The organism is Frankia sp. CcWB3 (genome assembly GCF_977927595.1).
In genome coordinates, this window is sequence record NZ_CDWRCK010000009.1 from 1 (window position 1) to 19,400 (window position 19,400).

16 protein-coding genes, 1 tRNA gene and 1 pseudogene are annotated in these 19,400 nt (G+C 69.7%); 9 read left to right on the top strand and 9 right to left on the bottom strand.

Annotation, left to right across the window (positions count from 1 at the left end):
• From ACY5KJ_RS01555 to ACY5KJ_RS01575, 5 genes and pseudogenes are all read left to right on the top strand, one after another.
• The coding region (locus ACY5KJ_RS01555) for a zinc-binding dehydrogenase (protein ID WP_462202596.1) at window positions 1-659 on the top strand (659 nt) is incomplete at its 5' end.
• 81 nt (window positions 660-740) lie between these two features.
• Window positions 741-1,313, top strand: a complete 573-nt coding sequence (locus ACY5KJ_RS01560) for a bacterial proteasome activator family protein (protein WP_462202598.1) — start codon at window positions 741-743, stop codon at window positions 1,311-1,313.
• Between the two features lie 132 nt (window positions 1,314-1,445).
• Window positions 1,446-1,535, top strand: a pseudogene (locus ACY5KJ_RS01565) (IS5/IS1182 family transposase); the annotation flags it as partial.
• A gap of 230 nt (window positions 1,536-1,765) precedes the next feature.
• Window positions 1,766-3,226, top strand: a complete 1,461-nt coding sequence (locus ACY5KJ_RS01570; RefSeq protein ID WP_462202599.1) for a serine/threonine-protein kinase — start codon at window positions 1,766-1,768, stop codon at window positions 3,224-3,226.
• A 75-nt stretch (window positions 3,227-3,301) separates the two neighbouring features.
• On the top strand, window positions 3,302-3,592 hold the full coding sequence (locus tag ACY5KJ_RS01575; RefSeq protein ID WP_462185847.1) for a hypothetical protein: 291 nt from the start codon (window positions 3,302-3,304) through the stop codon (window positions 3,590-3,592).
• An 87-nt stretch (window positions 3,593-3,679) separates the two neighbouring features.
• Here ACY5KJ_RS01575 and ACY5KJ_RS01580 read toward each other — a convergent pair whose 3' ends face one another.
• From ACY5KJ_RS01580 to ACY5KJ_RS01590, 3 genes are all read right to left on the bottom strand, one after another.
• Window positions 3,680-5,200 (bottom strand): metallopeptidase TldD-related protein, encoded by a 1,521-nt coding sequence (locus ACY5KJ_RS01580; protein WP_462185848.1) that lies wholly within the window; start codon window positions 5,198-5,200, stop codon window positions 3,680-3,682.
• The gene (locus ACY5KJ_RS01585) at window positions 5,197-6,765 is read right to left on the bottom strand and encodes a TldD/PmbA family protein (protein ID WP_462202600.1); all 1,569 of its coding nucleotides are present in this window, start codon (window positions 6,763-6,765) and stop codon (window positions 5,197-5,199) included. Before ACY5KJ_RS01585 ends, ACY5KJ_RS01580 begins: the two co-directional genes overlap by 4 nt.
• A 262-nt stretch (window positions 6,766-7,027) precedes the next feature.
• Entirely contained in the window at window positions 7,028-7,822 is a 795-nt protein-coding gene (locus ACY5KJ_RS01590; RefSeq protein ID WP_462185851.1) for a Cof-type HAD-IIB family hydrolase, read from the bottom strand.
• Between the two features lie 147 nt (window positions 7,823-7,969).
• On the opposite strand from ACY5KJ_RS01590, the gene ACY5KJ_RS01595 reads away from it, so the two are divergent.
• Both ACY5KJ_RS01595 and hisG read left to right on the top strand, forming a co-directional pair.
• The gene (locus ACY5KJ_RS01595; RefSeq protein WP_462202602.1) at window positions 7,970-8,308 is read left to right on the top strand and encodes a phosphoribosyl-ATP diphosphatase; all 339 of its coding nucleotides are present in this window, start codon (window positions 7,970-7,972) and stop codon (window positions 8,306-8,308) included.
• A gap of 40 nt (window positions 8,309-8,348) precedes the next feature.
• Window positions 8,349-9,197, top strand: coding sequence for an ATP phosphoribosyltransferase (gene hisG, locus ACY5KJ_RS01600; RefSeq protein WP_462185868.1), 849 nt, complete (start codon window positions 8,349-8,351; stop codon window positions 9,195-9,197).
• Window positions 9,198-9,213: 16 nt separating this feature from the next.
• On the opposite strand, the gene folE is transcribed toward hisG, so the two are convergent.
• From folE to dacB, 5 genes are all read right to left on the bottom strand, one after another.
• Complete coding sequence (gene folE / locus ACY5KJ_RS01605) at window positions 9,214-9,954, bottom strand: GTP cyclohydrolase I FolE (protein WP_462185853.1); 741 nt, start codon at window positions 9,952-9,954, stop codon at window positions 9,214-9,216.
• A complete protein-coding gene (gene ftsH / locus ACY5KJ_RS01610; RefSeq protein ID WP_462185854.1) occupies window positions 9,951-12,212 on the bottom strand; it encodes an ATP-dependent zinc metalloprotease FtsH in 2,262 nt (753 codons plus the stop codon). Before ftsH ends, folE begins: the two co-directional genes overlap by 4 nt.
• A 235-nt stretch (window positions 12,213-12,447) precedes the next feature.
• The gene (hpt, locus tag ACY5KJ_RS01615) at window positions 12,448-14,217 is read right to left on the bottom strand and encodes a hypoxanthine phosphoribosyltransferase (RefSeq protein WP_462185855.1); all 1,770 of its coding nucleotides are present in this window, start codon (window positions 14,215-14,217) and stop codon (window positions 12,448-12,450) included.
• Between the two features lie 73 nt (window positions 14,218-14,290).
• Entirely contained in the window at window positions 14,291-15,448 is a 1,158-nt protein-coding gene (locus ACY5KJ_RS01620; RefSeq protein WP_462185869.1) for a zinc-dependent metalloprotease, read from the bottom strand.
• A gap of 113 nt (window positions 15,449-15,561) precedes the next feature.
• Window positions 15,562-16,995 (bottom strand): D-alanyl-D-alanine carboxypeptidase/D-alanyl-D-alanine endopeptidase, encoded by a 1,434-nt coding sequence (gene dacB, locus ACY5KJ_RS01625; protein ID WP_462202604.1) that lies wholly within the window; start codon window positions 16,993-16,995, stop codon window positions 15,562-15,564.
• Window positions 16,996-17,490: 495 nt separating this feature from the next.
• On the opposite strand from dacB, the gene ACY5KJ_RS01630 reads away from it, so the two are divergent.
• Entirely contained in the window at window positions 17,491-18,030 is a 540-nt protein-coding gene (locus ACY5KJ_RS01630) for an inorganic diphosphatase (protein ID WP_462185870.1), read from the top strand.
• A 178-nt stretch (window positions 18,031-18,208) separates the two neighbouring features.
• Here ACY5KJ_RS01630 and ACY5KJ_RS01635 read toward each other — a convergent pair.
• A tRNA-Thr gene (locus ACY5KJ_RS01635) sits at window positions 18,209-18,280 on the bottom strand.
• A gap of 331 nt (window positions 18,281-18,611) precedes the next feature.
• Here ACY5KJ_RS01635 and ACY5KJ_RS01640 point away from each other — a divergent pair.
• Entirely contained in the window at window positions 18,612-19,346 is a 735-nt protein-coding gene (locus tag ACY5KJ_RS01640) for a response regulator transcription factor (protein WP_462185858.1), read from the top strand.
• Window positions 19,347-19,400 lie beyond the last annotated feature (54 nt).

Below are 19,400 nucleotides of genomic sequence, written 5' to 3' on the forward strand. Positions count from 1 at the left end.
GGGTCGACCTCATCACGGCGGCCGCTCTGCCCGAGGTGGCCTGCACGGTGTACTCCACGGTCTTCGGCATCGCCGGTCTGCGCGACCATGAGGTCTTCCTCGTGCACGGCGGGGCGTCCGGCATCGGGACCTTCGCGATCCAGGCGGTCCGCGCGCTACGTCCGAACGCGCTGGTCGCGACCACCGCCGGCACTGCGGCCAAACTGGCCAGGGTGCGGGGGCTCGGCGCCCACCTCGCGGTCTCCTACCGCGACGACGACTTCGTTGCCAGGATCCGCGAGACTACCAACGGCCACGGGGCGGACGTCATCCTCGACAACATGGGCGCGGTGTATCTCGCCCGCAACGTCGCCGTGTTGGCCGTGGGAGGCCGCCTGGTAGTCATCGGCCTGCAGGGCGGGGTGAAAGGGGAGCTCAACCTCGGCGCCCTGCTCACCAAGCGGGCGGCGGTCCACGCCGCGTCGCTGCGCGGGCGGCCGGTCGAGGAGAAGGCCGACATCGTGGCCGGTGTCCGCGGCGACTTCTGGCCGGCGATCGAGGCGGGGGCGATCCGGCCGGTCGTCGATCGGGTGTTGCCGATCACCGAGGTCGCGCGGGCACACCAGCATGTGGCTGATTTCGGACATGTCGGAAAGGTAGTACTCACGATCCCGGAATGACTCTCGATGGGTGACACTCGGCGTGACCGTGGAGGCGAAGCCAGTGCCGTGAGAGGCGGATCACGGGGCAGGATAGGGGGCATGACGGATCAACCGGAACCCCGCGTCATGGTCGTCGGGCCTGACGGCGCGCTGCACGAGACCGCGGACTCGGGGGTACTCAACCGACCGGTGCGGCCGCTGGCCCCAGGCGGTGACCAGGCGCTGCAGGCTGCGGAGGACCCGGACGGCGGCAACCCCATCGCCGCGCTGGTCTCCCAGCCCGACAAGGTGATGCGCATCGGCGCCATGATCAAACAGCTGCTGGGGGAGGTCCGGGCCGCCCCGCTGGACGACGCGAGCCGAGTCCGGCTGCGCGAGATCCACCGCAGCTCCATCCAGGAGCTCTCCGACGGGCTTGCCCCGGACCTGCACTCGGAACTCGATCGGCTGTCGCTGCCGTTCGACGAGGAGCGCACGCCGTCAGATGCCGAGCTGCGGATCGCCCAGGCACAGCTGGTCGGCTGGCTCGAGGGTCTGTTCCACGGCCTGCAGACCGCGCTGTTCGCCCAACAGATGGCCGCCAAGGCTCAGCTCGAGGAGATGCGCCGGCGGGCCTTGCCGAGCGGGCAGCAGCCCGGCAGCGAGACGTTCGGCCGCGGGGCCTACCTCTGACCGTCCGGGACTCGCGAGTCCCCGATCCGTGAGTCCCGGACCACCTGGCCACCTGGCCAGCGGACCAGCGGACCAGCGGACCGCGAGATCGTCTGTGGTCTGTCTGCGGTCGGTTACCGCCGTTCGCGGCTCCGGCCGCCGGTGCACGAACAGCGGGAGATCGTGAACGCGATGGCCTACTGGGTGCGGGCCGGGTGTGCCTGGCGGTCCCGTCACCACGATCCAATCCACGTGATGCCCCGAATGCCGGTGGCGGGACTGTTATGATCCGGCTTGGGCGGAAGATGATCCGCGCCTGGGATGTCGTCAGCCATCCGGCACAGCCGCGTCTTGGGATTTATAAAAGTTGAGGTGGCGACGCCAACCTGAACAGGGATCGGTGTAAACGGGGGAATGGAGTCGAAATGAAATAAATTGCGCGTTTCGAACCCTCCACAGGCCTGTGACCTGCGATGATGCTCTCGATCACGTATTTGTTACTTCATTACGTCCCCTATCGGGATTTCAATCTGATCGCGCTCGGTGGTTTCAGTGTTATCTACACTGCCCATCAGAATCTTTTCGCCAGAACCGTGGTAATCAAGATTATCAATGCTGCCCTGGGAGGCGGCGACGCCGCCCGCCGTTTCAGCCGTGAATGCCAGGCGGTTGGCAGGCTGTCCCATCTTCCGGAGGTCGTGAGCGTCTTCGGAGCAGGAACGACGGCTGACGGAAGACCGTTCACCGTCATGCAGTACCTCCGCGATGGCTCCCTGGCCGAGCGGATCCGGGACGGTGGCGCGCTGTCCGTGCCGGAGGCCATCGGTGTCGGCACGCGGCTGGCCCGGGCGCTTGTCGCCGCGCACGGCGCCGGCATAATCCACCGGGACATCAAGCCCAGCAACCTGCTCGTCACCCCGGACGGGCATATCGTTCTCAGCGACTTCGGTACGGCCGCCATCATGGCCGATCCGGGTGCGTCCGCAAGCCTTGCCGTTTATACTCCCATCCACTGCGCGCCAGAGGTCCTGAACGGCGGCCAGTACGGAACCGCTGCGGATGTCTACGCCTTCGGGTCCCCCCTGCACACCCTGCTCGCGGGTGTCGCGCCCTTCGCGCCCCGTCCCGGTGACGGGCCGGCGACCATACTTCGGCGCATACTTGCCGGGAACGTGCCCGAGCTGCCGGTGAACATCCCGCCGGAGCTGCGGAGCCTGATCCGACGGATGATGGCCCTCGATCTGGAGCGGCGACCTTCCGTCACAGAGATCGTCGAGGAGCTTGACGCTCTTGGCCGCAACGTCGGGACCAGCGCGCTGGGGGTCTCACCGGCATCCTCCGTTCCCTTGGACGACACCGTTCTCAGCGATCCGGAGGGTTCCCTGAGAACGGCGTCCGACGGCAGCCAGGGCGCGCCGAGAGCGAGGGACACGAGCGAGTCGCCAACCATCGTGCACCACAAGGTTTCTGAAGGCGACCGCGCACCCGGTCGGCCAACGGATGCGCGAGGCCTACGGCGGGGCCGGAGACTGGTCGTTCCCGCGGTCGTCCTCACCGTCCTCCTGCTGGCATCCGGGGCCATGGTCGGCGTCTGGCGCCTGACGGCGATTTCGGCGGGCGGACCGGCGACCGTTGCTCCCTGGACCCCACCGGCTCACCCGACCCTCCGCACGCCGACGACCAGCCCCGCGTCGCCGCGAACAGCGCCAGCCATGGTCACCGCGCCCGCGCCCGCGCCCGCGCCCGCGACCGTGGCCGCGACGCCGAGCGCCGCGCCGTCCCCGACTCCCGCCGTCGTACCGTCGACGACCGTGGCGGAATCAGATCCACCGGACCCGCCTGTGGCCAGCCCGTCAACCGTCCCACGGTTCACGGCGAGTCAGGAAAGCCTCTACGATCTTCTCAAGGCTTCCGTTCTCAATCGTTCGACGTGAAGGGGGCGCGCCGACCTGGAATCGAAATACGACGCGATCGCAGCGCTCTCCTGCAAGACGGCAACCGACACCACGTTGGTCTATCTGCGAAAATTCTCCACCCGGAGCGCCTATAACGACTATTTCGCCGGGCAGCGGTCCCACGTGGACGGGACCGGCCGATGCCGCTCCGGGGAGGAGGGGTCCAGCCGGTGGAACCACAACGGCGACGAACGCGGACCGCTTGTCTGCATCCGTCTCAGCAACGGTGACTACCGGATCGCCTGGGGCTTCGACGACGACAAGGTCGCGGTGTCCAAGGAGGGTGCCAGCCTGTCGAGCCTCTACAGCTGGTGGGAGGATCACGCGAACCTGCTGACGTCCTAACCGTCCAGGATGTGAGAACCCCGTCGGCCCGGCGGCGGGGTGACCAGGTACGAGAGCATCCGCGTCCGTCCCCGGAAGGCCCGGCGGTCAGTTCGCCGGGCTGACCGAGGACATGCTGAAGTCGGGGATCCGTACCGCGGGCATGCGGGTGAGCGTGAACCAGTCCGCCCATTCCCGCGCCATGGTGCGGGTGGTGGCGCCGATCTCGGCCAGGCGGCCGAGCAGGTCGACCGGTGACTCGTTGAAGCGGAAATTGTTGACGGCCCCGGTGACCTCACCGTTTTCCACCAGGTAGACCCCGTCCCGGGTGAGGCCGGTGAGCAGGAGCACCTCGGGATCGACTTCGCGAATATACCACAGGCTGGTGAGCAGGAGCCCGCGTTTCGTCGAGGCGATCATCTCCTGCAGCGACGCGGAGCCTCCGCCGTCCAGGATCAGATTGTCGATCATCGGGGTGGTCGGGACCCCGGTGGCACGGGCGGACGCGCGGGTCTCCACGAGGGCGGCGAGGGTGCCGTCCGAGATCCAGTCGGTGGGCCTCAGCGCCAGCCCGTTGTCGAAGATACTGGACATCGACGAGGAGGACTGCGCGGTCACGAAGGGGGTCGTCGCGAGTTCCGGGTCGTGCGGATCGCTGGCCAGCCGCAGCCCCGCCGGTCCGATCGCCTCGCCGAGACGCGTGCCGCCGCCGGCCCGGCTGAAGACCGTCCGGCCCTCGGCCGCGTCCCGACCGGCAGCCGTCCAGTACATGTAGATCATCAGATCCGCCACCGCGGAGGGCGGCAGCAGCGTCTCGTACCGGCCGGCCGGCAGTTCCAGCGACCGTTCGCACCAGGCCAGCCGGTCGCGCAGCGCCGCGTCGGTATCCGCGACGTCGACGTCGGTGAAGTCACGGGTCGACTGGCCGTGCCAGACCGAGCCACCGGGAACGCCGCTCTTGGCGTTCCACTCCACGCTGCCGGTCGGCTGGCTGTACCGCAGCCGTAGCCCCGTCGACGTCCCGAGCCACGTGGTGGTCAGATTGTGCTCGGCGAAGCCGAACAACCGCCGCCCGCCCGCCCGCGCCGCGGCGAACGCCTCCGCGAGGTCCCGGGCGAAGGAGGCGAACACCGTGGTGCTGGTTCGGGCGGCCGGATCGGTGAAGGCCTCGGCCGCGCCGCCCGCCGACCCCGCACCCGCGCCGACGGCCGTTGTGTCCAGCCCGAGCAGGTCCGTGTAGTCCTCGGCATCCTCGGCGTCCCGGGCCGCGTCCTCGGCGGCGCGGACGAGCTCCGCGAGGCCGTCGGCATCGGTGGGATGCGGCAGGTCGGTGGGACGCGCGGTGGGGCGGCCGCCGGGACCGGGGGAGTCGATGGTGGAGGCCGTCCGCACCCCGAACGAGCGGCCGATGACGCTGATAACGGTGATCGACCGGTCCCGGCTGGCGCCGTTGGTCGTCAACGTGTTGTTGGCCCAGCGCAGGTTCACCGCACTGGACTCGGTGGCGATCACTACGCAGCCGTCCGCCTTCGACAGGCCCAGGGCGCGTTCGACGATCTCGTGGGTGGCCTCGCGCACCATGCTTCCTCCGTCGGCTGAGACTGGTTCCGGTCCGGCCGGCCGGCTCATCGACCGGCCTCTCGGCGAGCATTGAGGATGTTGGTGCCGCGGAACAGAGCCGACGGGCAGCCGTGGCTGACGGCCGCGACCTGGCCGGGTTGGCCCTTGCCGCAGTTGAACGCACCGCCCAGCACGTAGGTCTCGGGGCCTCCCACGGCCTCCAGGGACCCCCAGAAGTCGGTCGTCGTCGCCTGGTAGGCGACGTCGCGGAGCTGGCCGACGATGCGACCAGAGCGGATCTCGTAGAACCGCTGGCCGGTGAACTGGAAGTTGTACCGCTGCATGTCGATCGACCAGCTCTTGTCCCCGACGACGTAGATGCCGCGGTCGACCCGGCTGATCAGCTCCTCGGTCGACGGGCCGCCGGGCGCCGGGAGCAGGGAGACGTTCGCCATCCGCTGGATCGGCACATGGGCGGGGGAGTCGGCGAACGCGCAGCCGTTGGAGCGGTCGACACCGAGCACGGCGGCATTGCGGGCCGCCATCGCCCGGTCGAGCTGATACCCGACGAACTGGCCGTCGCGGACGATGTCGAACCGGCGGGTCTGCACGCCCTCGTCGTCGTAGCCGATGGTCGCGAGCCCGTGCAGGGCCGTGCGGTCCCCGGTGACGGTCATCGCCGGGGAGCCGTACCGCAGCGTGCCCAGCTGGTCGAGGGTGACGAAGGAGGTACCGGCGTAGGCGGCCTCGTAGCCGAGCGCCCGGTCGAGCTCGGTGGCGTGCCCGATCGACTCGTGGATCGTCAGCCACAGGTTCGACGGGTCGATGACCAGGTCGTACGGCCCTGGTTCGACCGAGGAGGCCCCGGACTTCTCGGCGAGCAGACCTGGGATCAGGTCGATCTCGCTCTCCCAGTCCCAGCAGCCGGCCGCGGGGCCCGCCACCAGCCACTCCCAGCCGCGACCGACGGGCGGGGCGATCGTGCGCATCGACTCGAAGCCGCCCGCGGGATCGACCCGGGTCGCCTCGATCTGGCAGATCACCCGCACCCGCTGCTGTGTCGTCGTGGTCCCGGTCAGGTCGGCGTAGTACTTGTTCTCCATCACCGCGCTGAACCGGCCGTCGACATGGTCGACATCGTGCGCCGCGAACAGCGTCCGACACAGGCCGCCGACCCGTTCGACCCGGTCCCGGGCGTCGACCGTGAACGGGTCGGTCGCGTAGGCCGAGACCCAGACCGCGTCGGTGTGGGTCGGTTCCGGGGCGAGTTCGACCGGTTCGGAGTTGAGCGGGGCGGCGACCTGGGCCATCGCGACGGCCTCGCGGGCCAGCCGCGCCGCCTCGTCCGTCGTCAGGTCGACGCCGGCGGCGAAACCCCAGGTGCCGCCGTGTACCACCCGGACAGCCAAACCCAGCGTCGCGCCTTCATGGCGACTTTCCAGCGAGGTGTCGCGGAACGACAGCGAGGAGTCCTTGAGCCGTTCGATGCGGATGTCGGCGTGCGTCGCGCCGAGATCACGTGCGGTCTGCAGAGCCGCGTCGGCGAGCGCGGTGCGCGGCAGCGCGAGGAACTCGCCGTCGATCTCGTGAGCCGGCAGCCCGGATGAGGCCGAGTTCTGGACGAGGGTTGCCATGCCCCTATCCTGGCCCGTCTGTGCGACGGATGTCGGGGCGGCATGCTCGGATGACGCTGCGCATGCAGACGCTGCGAGAGCGCGAGACCGGGAGGCGCTGCCGTGTCCGGATCCGGCCGGGCAGGCATCAACGCCGCGGTCCGCCGGGAATCCCCGTCGTCGGCCGGGAACCGGCCGGAGGGTATTCACGAAGAGTGCCCGGCCCGGTATGCGGCCCGGTCGGGATCGGGATGGACCAGAATACCCAAGAAGATCATTGTAGTTATGGGAAAAGACGCTCCAGGACGATCGCGACCCCGTCCTCATCATTCGACACGGTGATCTCGTCGGCGGCGGCCAGTACTTCGGGATGGGCATTCGCGACGGCGACCGCGTATCCGGCCCAAGCGAACATCGGTAGATCGTTCGGCATATCTCCGAACGCGATGACGTCGGCGGCGATCACCCCCCGCCCGGCGGCGAGTTCAGCCAGTGCCACCGCCTTCGACACCCCCGGTCCCGCGATCTCGAGAAGGTCCGCGCTGGAGGTTGTGACGACGGCGTCCATCCCGGCGAGTTCGACGATGGCGTCGTACACCTCCGTAAACGGAGCGCCGCCCCGCCGGACAAGCAGTTTCGTCGCCGGCAGGACGCCCAGCAGCTCCGAGAACTCCGCGACGATCTCCTCGGGATCGGGCCACATCGTCTCGAAGGCGGGTTCCCGGCCGAAGCGCACGCCGCTCTCGACCGCGAACACCGCGTCGGGAACCGCGGCGCGGATCGCCGCCGCCAGCCGCAGGGCCGTGGCCGACTCCAGGCAGCGATGGCTGACCGGCTCGCCGGAGTCGAGATCGAAGACCAGCGCGCCGTTCGCGCAGATCGCGAGCCCAGAGACCTCGGTCTGGGCGACGACGCCGGCCATCACCCGACTGGGTCGTCCCGTCACGAACACCACGGTCGCCCCGGCGCGTTCCACCCGGCGCAGCGCCCCGCGGGTGCGTTCGGACACCGTGCCGTCGCTGCGGATCAGCGTCCCGTCCAGGTCGGTGGCGATGATCGCGGGCGGAAGCACAGTCATCAAGTTAACCAGCAACATGGCGGCCGGTGGAGGGACTCCGTCGCACCGGCTCGCCGGCTGGCCGCGGAGCGCGTGTCTGTGGTCGTCGTGTGCCGCTCCGCGCCGCGGGCCTGCGGGGCGGAGGTCGTCCGCCCGGTGACGGGTAGCATGCCGAGCATGGTCCCTGCCGATCGGCCCGCCGTGCCATCCGTCGGCGCATCCGATTCGTCGAATGTATCCAACCTGAAAACATTCGACGAACTCTTCGTCGAGCTTGCCGAGAAATGGCGGCGTCGGACACCCGGCTCGGGAACTGTCGCCGCGCTCGATCAGGGCGTCCACCATCTGGGCAAGAAACTGGTCGAGGAGGCCGCTGAAGCGTGGATGGCGGCCGAGCACGAAGGCCGGGGAAGGGCCGCCGAGGAGATCTCCCAGTTACTCTACTGGAGTCAGCTGCTGATGATTTCTCTAGGCCTTTCGTTAGACGACGTATACTCCCATCTGTGATCGATTCCCTGTCCTTTCTCGTAGACGCTGAGTAGTGACGATGCTTCGTATCGCGGTTCCGAACAAGGGGGCGTTGTCGGCCGCCTCCGGTCAGTTGCTCTCCGATGCCGGCTACCTCGCGCGGCGCGAGGGGAGCGAGCTGGTGGTCGCCGACGTCGAGAACGACATCGAGTTCTTCTTCCTGCGCCCTCGGGATATCGCTGTCTACGTCGGGTCGGGTCGTCTCGATCTTGGTATCACCGGGCGCGATCTCCTCCTCGACAGCAATGCCGCCGCCGAGGAGCTCGTTCCGCTTGGATACGGGTTCGCCACGTTTCGTTACGCCGCTCCGGAGGGGACGCTCGCGGACATCACGGAGCTCGCCGGCAAGCGGATCGCGACGTCGTTCCCCGCGCTGGTCCGGGCCGACCTTGCCGGTCGGGGGGCCACCCCGGGTGGCATCGTGACTTTGGACGGTGCGGTCGAGACGGCGGTGCGGCTCGGCGTCGCCGACGCGGTCGCCGACGTGGTCGAGACCGGCCGTACGCTCAAGGCCGCGGGTCTGGAGCTGCTCGGCGAGCCGGTCCTGCACTCGGAGGCCATCGTGATCGCCAAGAGGGGCGCCGATCTGTCCCCTTCGCATGAGCGTCTGCTGCGCCGGATCCAGGGGGTTCTGGTCGCCCGGCGGTACGTGATGATGGACTACGACGTTCCGACGGCCGTGCTCGACAAGGCATGCGAAATCACACCTGGCTACGAGTCCCCGACGATCTCTCCGTTGCAGCGCGAGGACTGGGTCGCGGTGCGGGCGATGGTGCTGCGCGCCGAGGTCAACCGCATGATGGACGATCTCTGGGAGCTGGGTGCCCGGGGCATCCTCGTCTCCGGGATTCAGGCCTGCCGCCTGTAATCCCTGCTACCCGGAGCTACCTGTGCAGGATGAGCGACATGCCCTCGTTGCGGGTAGCGGTGCTGAGGAACTGGCCACGCACCGCGGATGTCACCGTGGTGGCCCCGGGCTTGCGCACACCGCGCATCGACATACACAGGTGCTCCGCCTCAATGACGACCATCACTCCGCGCGGGTCGAGCACCTCGACGAGGGCGTCCGCGATCTGCGAGGTCAGCCGTTCCTGGACCTGCGGGCGACGGGAGTAGAGGTCGACCAGCCGGGCGAGCTTCGACAGGCCCGTGATCTGGCCCTTGCTGTTGGGGATGTAGGCGACGTGCGCCTTGCCGGAGAACACGACCAGGTGATGTTCGCACAGCGACGAGAAATCGATGTCACGGACCAGCACCATCTCGTCGTGGCCCTCATCGAAGACGGTGGTCAGGACCTCGGAGGGATCCCGGCCAAGACCCTCGACGGCTTCCCGGTACGCCCGCGCGACCCGGTCCGGGGTCTTGCGAAGACCCTCGCGGTCCGGGTCCTCGCCGATCCCGATCAGTAGCTCACGAACTGCGCGTGCGACTCGGTCATGGTCGAAGGGACGGGCCTGCCGCGGCCTGCCATTGCCCGGCGCCGGGGTTGACACAGCCGGTCCGTCGCCGTCGGCGATGGGGTCCGGGATGCCGAAACCGTCCATTCCTGGGGCCTCCGCCGCGGGAGATGATTCACCTCGTCGTTCGCCCGCGGCAGTGGACGCCCCGTCGGAATAAGACGTCAACGGCGTCTCCTCTCGTCGTCGCTCGGCCAGCTCGGCGGGGCCCACGGGTTGGCGATCCTCGGCCCGTCATGGGCCGGACCTTCGCCTCCGGGGGGCGCCGGCGTGCCCCGGCCCTGGGGATAACCGTGCCCCCCGGGGCTGCCATTCCCACCCGGACCACCGACATCCGTGCCGTGCGGTACGCCCCCGCCCGGACCGGGCGGGTCGACCCCGGGGCCCGAGCCCGCGGGTGCCCCCGGCACGCCGGTGGGCTGACCGTGACCGCCGGCCCCGTTGCCCCCGGTTCCGTTGCCGCCCGGTCCGCGTCCGGCGGCACCATTACCGTGGCCCGGGTCGTTCACCAGGTCGGCGACATCCGCCGTCAGCAGGCCGAGCTCGGCCGGAGTCTGCACCGGTGGCCGGTCGGAGGGGACGCGACGCCCCACCCCGGTGTAGATGCCACGCACGGGGCGTTTCTGGACCGTCGCGAAGACCTCGGCGACCTCGTCCTTACTCAGCGTCTCGGTGTCCATCAGCCGCAATACGAGGTTGTCCAGGACGTCCCGGTAGGTCACCAGGATCTCCCAGGCCTCGTCGTGTGCGGCCTCGATCAGCCGGCGCACCTCGATGTCGATCTCACTGGCGACCTCCTCGGAGTAGTCGCGTTGGTGGCCGACCTCCTTGCCGAGGAAGACCTCGCTGTTCTCGGTGCCGAACTTGATCGCGCCGAGCTTGTCGCTCATCCCGTACTGGGTGATCATTGCTCGCGAGATCTGGGTGGCCTTCTCGATGTCGTCGCTCGCCCCCGTGGTCGGGTCGTGGAACACCAGCTCCTCCGCGGTGCGCCCGCCGAGGAGGACGGCGAGGCGGTCGAGCATCTCCGAGCGGGTCGAGAGGTACTTGTCCTCCAGGGGAAGCTGCATCGTGTACCCGAGCGCGCGCCCCCGGGGCAGGATGGTCACCTTGTGCACCGGGTCGGAGTTGGGCAGTGCGTGCGCGACCAGGGCGTGGCCGCCCTCGTGGTAAGCGATGCGCTTCTTCTCCTTGTCGCTCATCGCGCGGGTCTTGCGCTCCGGTCCCGCCATCACGCGGTCGATGGACTCCTCGAGCAGCGCCGACGAGATGAATTTCAGGTTGGAGCGGGCGGCCAGCAGGGCCGCCTCGTTCAGTACGTTGGCGAGATCGGCACCGGTGAACCCGGGGGTCCGCCGGGCGATGACCATCATGTCGGCGTCCGGGCCGATCGGCTTGCCCTTGGAGTGCACCCGCAGGATGGCCTCGCGGCCGAGCAGGTCCGGCCGGTCCACGACGATCTGCCGGTCGAAGCGGCCGGGCCGCAGCAGGGCCGGGTCGAGGATGTCGGGCCGGTTCGTCGCGGCGATGAGGATGACCCCGCCCTTGACGTCGAACCCGTCCATCTCGACCAAGAGCTGGTTGAGCGTCTGCTCCCGCTCGTCGTGGCCACCGCCGAGTCCCGCTCCGCGGTGGCGGCCCACGGCGTCGATCTCGTCGACGAAGACGATGGCGGGCGCATTGGCCTTGGCCTGTTCGAACAGGTCGCGGACCCGGCTGGCGCCGACACCGACGAACATCTCGACGAAGTCGGAGCCCGAGATGGAGTAGAAGGGCACCCCGGCCTCACCCGCGACGGCCCGGGCCAGCAGCGTCTTGCCGGTTCCCGGCGGGCCGTAGAGCAGGACCCCCTTGGGGATCTTGGCTCCGATCGCCTGGAACTTGCCCGGGTTTTCGAGGAACTCCTTGATCTCCTCGAGCTCCTCGATGGCCTCGTCCGCACCGGCCACGTCGGCGAACGTCGTCTTCGGCGTGTCCTTGCTCACCAGCTTCGCCTTGGACTTGCCGAAGTTCATGACCCGGTTACCGCCGCCCTGCATCTGGTTCATGAAGAAGAACAGCAGAAGGACGACCAGCAGTACGGGCAGCAGGTTTAGCAGGAGCGAGACCAGGATGTTTCCACGGTCGACCGAGACGTCGTAGGCGACCCGCGTGTTGCGGAGCTCGTTCGCCAGGACGACACCCTGTTCGGTGACATAGGACGACTCGAACTTCTGGCCGTCCTTCGTCTGGATCTGGATGAGCTGCTTCGAATCCTGGATCTTGGCCTTCGCCACCTGGCCTTCGTCGATCTGCTGCTGGACGAAGTTCAGGTCTCGCTTGCCGTACTCACTGGGACCCGAGAGGACACCCGTCGTGAGAATGATCACGAACAGGACCAGGAGCAGCAGTGGCACCCAGCCGCGGAAAATTCTTCTTGGAGTCATCTGTCTGGAGCACCGGACACGAGCGCTCCACCCTCCTGACGTGTGTGCTGCCCTCGATCGGGATTCCCTTGTGCCGAGGGTACCGCCGGTGCGCGCATCTCACCGCGTGTACATCCGACCAACGGATCGGCGGCCCGCGCTGTTCCGATCGTGGCGGTCTGATGGTGTTCGGTGTTTCGCTCGTGGCGGATGCGGCGATCGAGGGCGTATCCGAGCGGGCGGAAGGCCGGCAGGTTCAGGCCGGGGCGCCCCGCTCGATCGCCGCGGGTGTGAGGGTCCCGACAAACGGCAGGGTTCGATAATACTCCGAGTAGTCAAGACCATACCCGACGACGAACGCGCCGGGAATATCGAAGCCGACATATCGGACATCTACGTCCACGGTGACAGCTTCGGGCTTACGGAAGAGCGCCAGGACCTCGAGCGAGGCGGGGCCGCGTGAGCGCAGGTTCTTCAGCAGCCAGGACAGGGTCAGCCCGGAGTCGATGATGTCTTCGACCACCAGGACGTCCCGGCCCTCGATCGACCGGTCCAGATCCTTGAGGATGCGCACCACGCCGGACGAGGAGGTCGACGACCCGTACGAGGAGACCGCCATGAACTCCATGGTCAGCGGGACCGTCAGCGCGCGGGACAGGTCCGCCATGACCATGACGGCGCCCTTGAGCACGCCCACGAGCAGGATCTCCCGGCCGGCGTAGTCGGCGTCCACTCTGGCCGCGAGCTCGACGATCTTCGCGGCGATCTCGTCCGAGCTGACCAGGACCTCGGCGATGTCGGGATGCGGGCTGTGCCGGAGGCCGTCATGGGCGCCTCCGGCGTCGGGGGTCGTCGTCGCGGCCTGACTCACCTGGTCGTCCTCCTCGATGTGTGGCGGGGTGGCGGCATCCGGCTGTCGGGCGGCGGGGCCGGCTGACGACGGTGGAGGAACCACCGGCCCGGTCAGCGTGACCCTGTTCTCCCATCGCCGGGCGAGCACGCCGGTGGGAAGCGGTACCGGCTTCTGTCCGCGCCACCGCGTTACCAACTCCTCCACCGCCCAGATGTGCTCCGCGCGCAGCGCGGAGGCCGACGCTCCGACGTCGATGGCCGCCCGGCGCAGCAGCCGACCGCGGAGCGCCGCGGTGAGCCCGGCCAGTGCGGCGACGTCGAAGGCGACCTCGCCGGTGCACGGCCGGCCACGAGCCATGACGACCTTGCCGTAGACCTCGGCGGCCATGGCGTCCAGGGCGTCCGCGTCGGCCCGCAACAGATCGGCACTGCGCGCCAGCGACTCGGCGATGCCCGGGCCGAGCTCCGTCTCCAGCACCGGCAGGACCGTGTGACGCACCCGGGACCGGGTGAACGCCGGGTCCCGGTTCGTCGGGTCGTCCCACACCTCGAGCCCCTCGGCGAGGCAGGCGGCCCTGGTGTCCGCGCGGCGGATCCCGAGCAGTGGCCGGCGAAGCAGGCCGTCGTCGGCCGACATCCCCCCGAGGGACCGGGCGCCCGCGCCCCGCGCGAGCCTCAGCAGCACCGTCTCGGCCTGGTCGTCCAGCGTGTGGCCGAGAAGCACCGCTTGGGCGCCGAGCCGATCGGCGGCCGCCGCGATCGCGGCCCGCCGTGCCTGTCGGGCGATCCCCTCGGAGCGAGCAGTGTGCTCGGTCAGGACCTCCGCCGGATCCAGGCCGAGGGCCCGACCCTGGCGGGCGACGCGCTCCGCCCGTTCGGGTGAGCCGGCGTCCCAACCATGATCGACCGTGACCATGCCGGCCCGCAGGGCGCGGCGGGGGGCGACGAACGAGAGGGCCGCGGCGAGTGCCAGGGAGTCCGGGCCGCCGGAGCAGGCGACCAGCACCAGTCCGCCGGGTGGCAAGTCGGTGACCGCGCGGCGAACCGCCAGCCTGACTGCCGCGACCGCGGGAGCGGGAGATCTCGACGAGTGAACCGTGCGCGGAGCCGGATCGCCCGGTCGGACGTCGCCGGCATGGCCGGCGTGGTCCTCACCAGCGATCGGTGGGGTCACAACGTCGGCCGGAAGGCGGACGTGGAACAGCCCGGGGAGTCGGCGACCCCCGCGGCCCCGACGACCATGGTGCTCACGCCGAGATCGGCGGGCGGCTGCCCAGGACCCGTTGCATCCAGGCGGTGGGATCGACCAGCTCGGCGCGGGTCGGCAGCGCCGCCGGTGACTCCCAGACGGTGTTGAAGCCTGTCACCCCGGCCTGCGCGACCACCGCACGCACGAACGCCCCCCCCTGGCGGTACTGCTGCAGCTTGAGATCGAGACCGAGGAGCCGGCGGACGAACCGGTCGATCGGCGATCCCCCGCCGCGGCGACCCTCGAACTTCGTCCGGATGTCGGCGACGGTGGGTACAATCTTCGGTCCCACCGCGTCCATCACCTGGTCGGCGTGGCCCTCCAACAACGTCATGATGGCCTGGAGGCGGTCGAGAACCGCTCGCTGGGCCGGGGTCTGCAGCGCCTCCACGACGCTCGGGCTGTCGGCTCCCCGGTCGAACACCGCCCCGCGCAGCGCGCTCATCGCCGAGTGGACGCGGTCCGCGAGGACGTCTGGATCGAGGTCCGTGGCCTCAATGAACGCGGTGATCTCGGACTCCAGGTGGGTCCGCAGCCACGGCACGGCGGTGAACTGACTGCGATGGGTCTGCTCGTGCAGGCATACCCACATCCGGAAGTCCCGCGGCACGACCCCCATGGCTGCCTCGGCGTGCGCGATGTTCGGTGCGACCAGGCTGAGGCGCCCGACCGACCCCGGCACCCCGACCGACCCCGGCACCCCGAGCGACCCGGGCACGTTGAGCGGACCCGGATCGTCCCTCCCAGCCTGGTACTCCTCCGGCGGCAGGAAGACCTCGTACTGGCCCAGCACCTTGCCGGCCAGATAGGCCAGGGCTGTGCCGATCTGGACCCCCGTGACCCGCCGACCGACCGCCGCGGCGAGGTTGCCGCGCTGCTGTTCGGACAGTTTGTCCAGCAACGGGGAGGTCAGCACCCGCAGACCGGCGACGTTGGAGCGGACCCACTCCGGCCGGTCCACCACGGTGATGGGGGTGGCCGGCCCGGCGGGAGTGAGCCGGGTGTAGTCCTCGACGTGCCGCTCGGCCTCGACGGCCAGTCGCCGCAGCTCGGAGACGACCTCGCCGGCCTGCTCCCGCGAGATCTGCGGGCCGGGGCGAACCAGTTTTCTCGCCGTCGTCACGGCGAGTTCCCAGTCGACCAGCTCGGCGTCCACGAATCTGAGCGTACCGGGCTCGCCCGTCGTCTGCGTCCGGTCATGGACCGTGCCGAGAACGGGACGGGACGCGCCGGGGGCGCCGACGGTCCCGCTCAGGCCGACGGTCCCGCTCAGGCCGGTGGGCGCGATGGTGCCGGCGGGATCGCCGCGGTCGTCGACCGGGCCGGGGTGCATCCGCAGCCGGCGAGCGCCGCGGCGGCCCGGTCGAGGGCGGCCTTGGTGCCGCCCGCCTCTTCGGCGGGCGAGAGGAACGCGAAGAGGAGCAGCCTGCCGTCCGCGTCGACGAGCTGGCCCGCGAGGCTGCTGACGTTGTGCAGAGTGCCGGTCTTCGCCCGGACATCGCCCGCTCCGATGGCGGTGTCGCCAGTGGTGTAGCGGTCACCCAGCGTACCGGAAAACCCGGCTACCGGCAGCCCCGTGAGAACGGTGCGCAGCGCCGGCCGACCGGGGAGGACCGCGGCGCGCAGGATGGCCACAAGGGTCATGGGCATGATCAGGTTCGCGATGGACAAGCCGCTCACGTCGGCCAGTGTCATCCCGGCGACGGGGATGCCCGCCTCGGCGAGGACGCCCCTCACTGCGTGGGTGGCGCCGGCGAACGAGGCGGGCAGGCCCCGCCGGTGGGCGACGAGCCGTCCCAGGCTCTCGGCGAGATCGTTGTCTGACTGGGTGAGCATGCGTTCGACCAAGACCCGCACCGGAGGGCTGTAGACCGCCGCGACCCGCTGCGCGGCCGGGTCCGCCGGGCCGGTGGCCACCGATCCGACGGATATTCCGGCGGTCGTGAGCGCCGCGGCGAAGGCCGTGGTCGCGGCGGCGGCCGGGGTGGGGCTGCGCGGTCCGGCGGCTCCCGGTGCCGACCGTCCGGCGTCGACCTCCAGCGCCGAGACCGGGGCGACGTCCCCGTCGGTCACGTAGTTGTCGCGCCATCCCGGCGCCCGGTCCGGACCGACGAACAGCCCTCCGTCGCCGATCACCCGAGCCGCCGAGGTGATACCCGCGGCCCGGACCTGAGCGGCGAGATCGCTCAGCCGGGCCAGGGCCGGATAGCCGTCGGGCGCGGTGGAGGCGGTCAGGGTCGGATCCCCGCCGCCGACGAGCCACAGTGTTCCGCCTGATGTGCGGGCGTTCCCGCCCGCGGGCGGGCTGTAGACCACCGTGGTCCGCAGCCGGTCGTCGGGGAAGGTGGTCAACGCGGCGGTGGCGACCGCGGTTTTCAACGTGGAGGCCGGTGCCACGGGGATGCGGGACCGGACGTCAAGGAGCACCCGACCCGACTGCGCGTCGACGACGAAGGCCGCGGGCCGCGCCAGGACGGGATCACCCAGCGGACCGGCGAGGCGGGCCGCCACCGCCGCGGGCTGCGGGATCGGCGCGGCCGGATCGAGACCGCCGAGTACCGCGGTGCCCGCGCGGTCGGACCCGCTGCCGGCGAGCTCCGCGGCTGACCCGGTGGTGGGACCGAGGGACAGGGACCCGGCGAGCAGCGCGCCGGCCAGGGCGGTGAGCCCCCCTACCCGGGCGACCGGTGCGGCTGACGTCACTAACCGACACTACGCAACCAGCGGGCGGTCGGCGACGGCGCGCCGGGTGAACCCGGATCCGTCGCCGCGGGCATGCCCGGCGGTGTCCCGCCGCGGTAGGACACCAGGGTTTGCGGCGGGATACCAGAGGTGTCGTGCCGGCGGGCGGCACTGGTACGAAGAACGCCCCACCGGGCGTGTCGCCGGTGGCCATCATGGTTCCGGTGCCCGGGAGATCCGGCGGTGGAAACGTGGTGGTGTCGACGGTGCGGTTCGGGTGGGAGGCGGCGTCCGCGACACTAGGTGCGCCGTCGTGGGTGTGATGCCTCGTTGCGGTCACTGGAGTGGGTGGCCCGCGCCCCGGGCGGGGCACATCCGCCGCCTGGCAGAGCACGACGTACGGCACGAGCACGACGTACTGCGCCATGAGCACGGCACGGCTTGAACGAGCACCATGTGACAAACGGCGATCGCCTCGGTGCGGACCGGGCGAAGACGAAGGAGACAGGGAGCGGAGTGGACCTTGAGTTCGATGTGACCATCGAGATCCCCAAGGGGCAGCGCAACAAGTACGAGATGGATCACCACACCGGCCGTATCCGGCTTGACCGGATGCTGTTCACCTCCACCCACTACCCGTCGGACTACGGGTTCATTGAGGGAACCCTCGGGCGCGACGGTGATCCGTTGGACGCCCTCGTCCTGCTGGAGGAGCCGACGTTCCCGGGCTGCCTGGTGCGGTGCCGGACGATCGGCATGTTCGAGATGACCGACGAGAAGGGCCCGGACGACAAGGTTCTCTGCGTGCCGGTGGCCGACGTCCGGCAGGAGCACCTGCGGGATCTGCGGCACCTGCCGGAGTTCGACCGGTTGGAGATCCAGCACTTCTTCGAGGTCTACAAGGACCTCGAGCCCGGTAAGTCGGTGGAGGGCGCCTCCTGGGTGGACCGCAAGGAGGCTGAGCGGGAGATCCTGGCGTCCATCAAGCGGCTGCGCGAGGCGGAGGCCGGGGAGGCGGACGGGCACGACCAAGAGGCCGAACCCAGGTCGGCCTGATCCCTCCGTCCGGTTTGTGGTATCCGTAACGACCTGTCCCACGTCCCAAGCGGGGTGGGACAGGTTCAGGAACCCACGGGACGAGCCCGGAGCGATGCAAGTTGACAGGTCATGGACCGGTGAGCTGTGAGACCATGATCCCTGTTAACTGGGCCATGCCCTGGTGGGAGGGGGAGCGAGCCGGAGGCGGGGATTGAACCCGCGACCTATCGCTTACGAGGCGATTGCTCTGCCACTGAGCTACTCCGGCGAACGGCCAGGATCGCACTGGCCCGGGTCGAGTATGCCAGATGCGTGGGCGGGCTCGACCCGGCGGTGGTCCGGTGGTTGTGCGCGGGCCGAGATGCCCGCCGTCGCCCCGGATCCCAGCCCTCCACGGTGACGCCACCAGTGGCGGGCACGGTTTGGAAGGCCTCCGTCTCGGGCTGTCATGGTGAGGGATGCGCTATGTCGCCAAAATGGCCCTGAGTCGGCAAATTATTCGCTTTATGTCACATTTAGCTAGCTTTGGATGCTGCAACACCGTAAATCACCACCCCCGGTCGCAGTGGTTCCGGTGAGGATGCGTAGGGTTTCGCACCATGACCGGGGCCGGAGACGCTGCACCAGCAGTGACGACGCGAGGAGCCTCGCTCCTCGTCGCTGAGGACGATGAGGCATCTCGCATAGCACTTGCGCGCAGTCTGGAGAGATTCGGTTATCGGGTGCTGGAGGCCGCGGACGGCGAGGCCGCTCTTCGGCTCTTCCAGACCACCGAGATCGATCTGGTGGTGCTGGATGTCGCGATGCCCAGGATGGACGGCTTCGCCGTCCTGAGCCACCTCCGCCAGACCAGCGAGGTTCCGGTGATCATGCTCACCGGGCGGGCCGAGGAGGTCGACCGGGTGGTCGGCCTCGAGCTGGGCGCGGACGACTACGTCGTGAAGCCCTACTCGCTGCGAGAACTGGTGGCCAGGGTGCGTGCCCGGCTTCGCCGGCGGCCGGCGGAACCGCCGCCGCAGCGCACCGGGGACGGCAGCGACCCGCTCGTCTACGGAGACGTCTCCATCGACCTGCGGGCCCGCGAGGTCGCCGTCGCCGGGGAGCGCATCGATCTGACCGCGCGCGAGTACGAGCTGCTGGCCTTCCTCGCCCGGCATCCTCGGCGGGTCTTCAGCCGGGAGGAACTCCTCGAGCAGGTGTGGGGCACGCGGTTCCAGGACCCCGCCACCGTCACCGAGCACGTCCGGCGGGTACGAACCAAGGTCGAGGGTCGTCCACCGCAGCGCCGGCTGGTCACGACCCTGCGCGGGATGGGCTACCGCTTCGACCCGTGACGTCCTCCCCGCCGGGCCGTCGTTTCCCCGCCGGCTGTCGCATCCCCGCCGGCT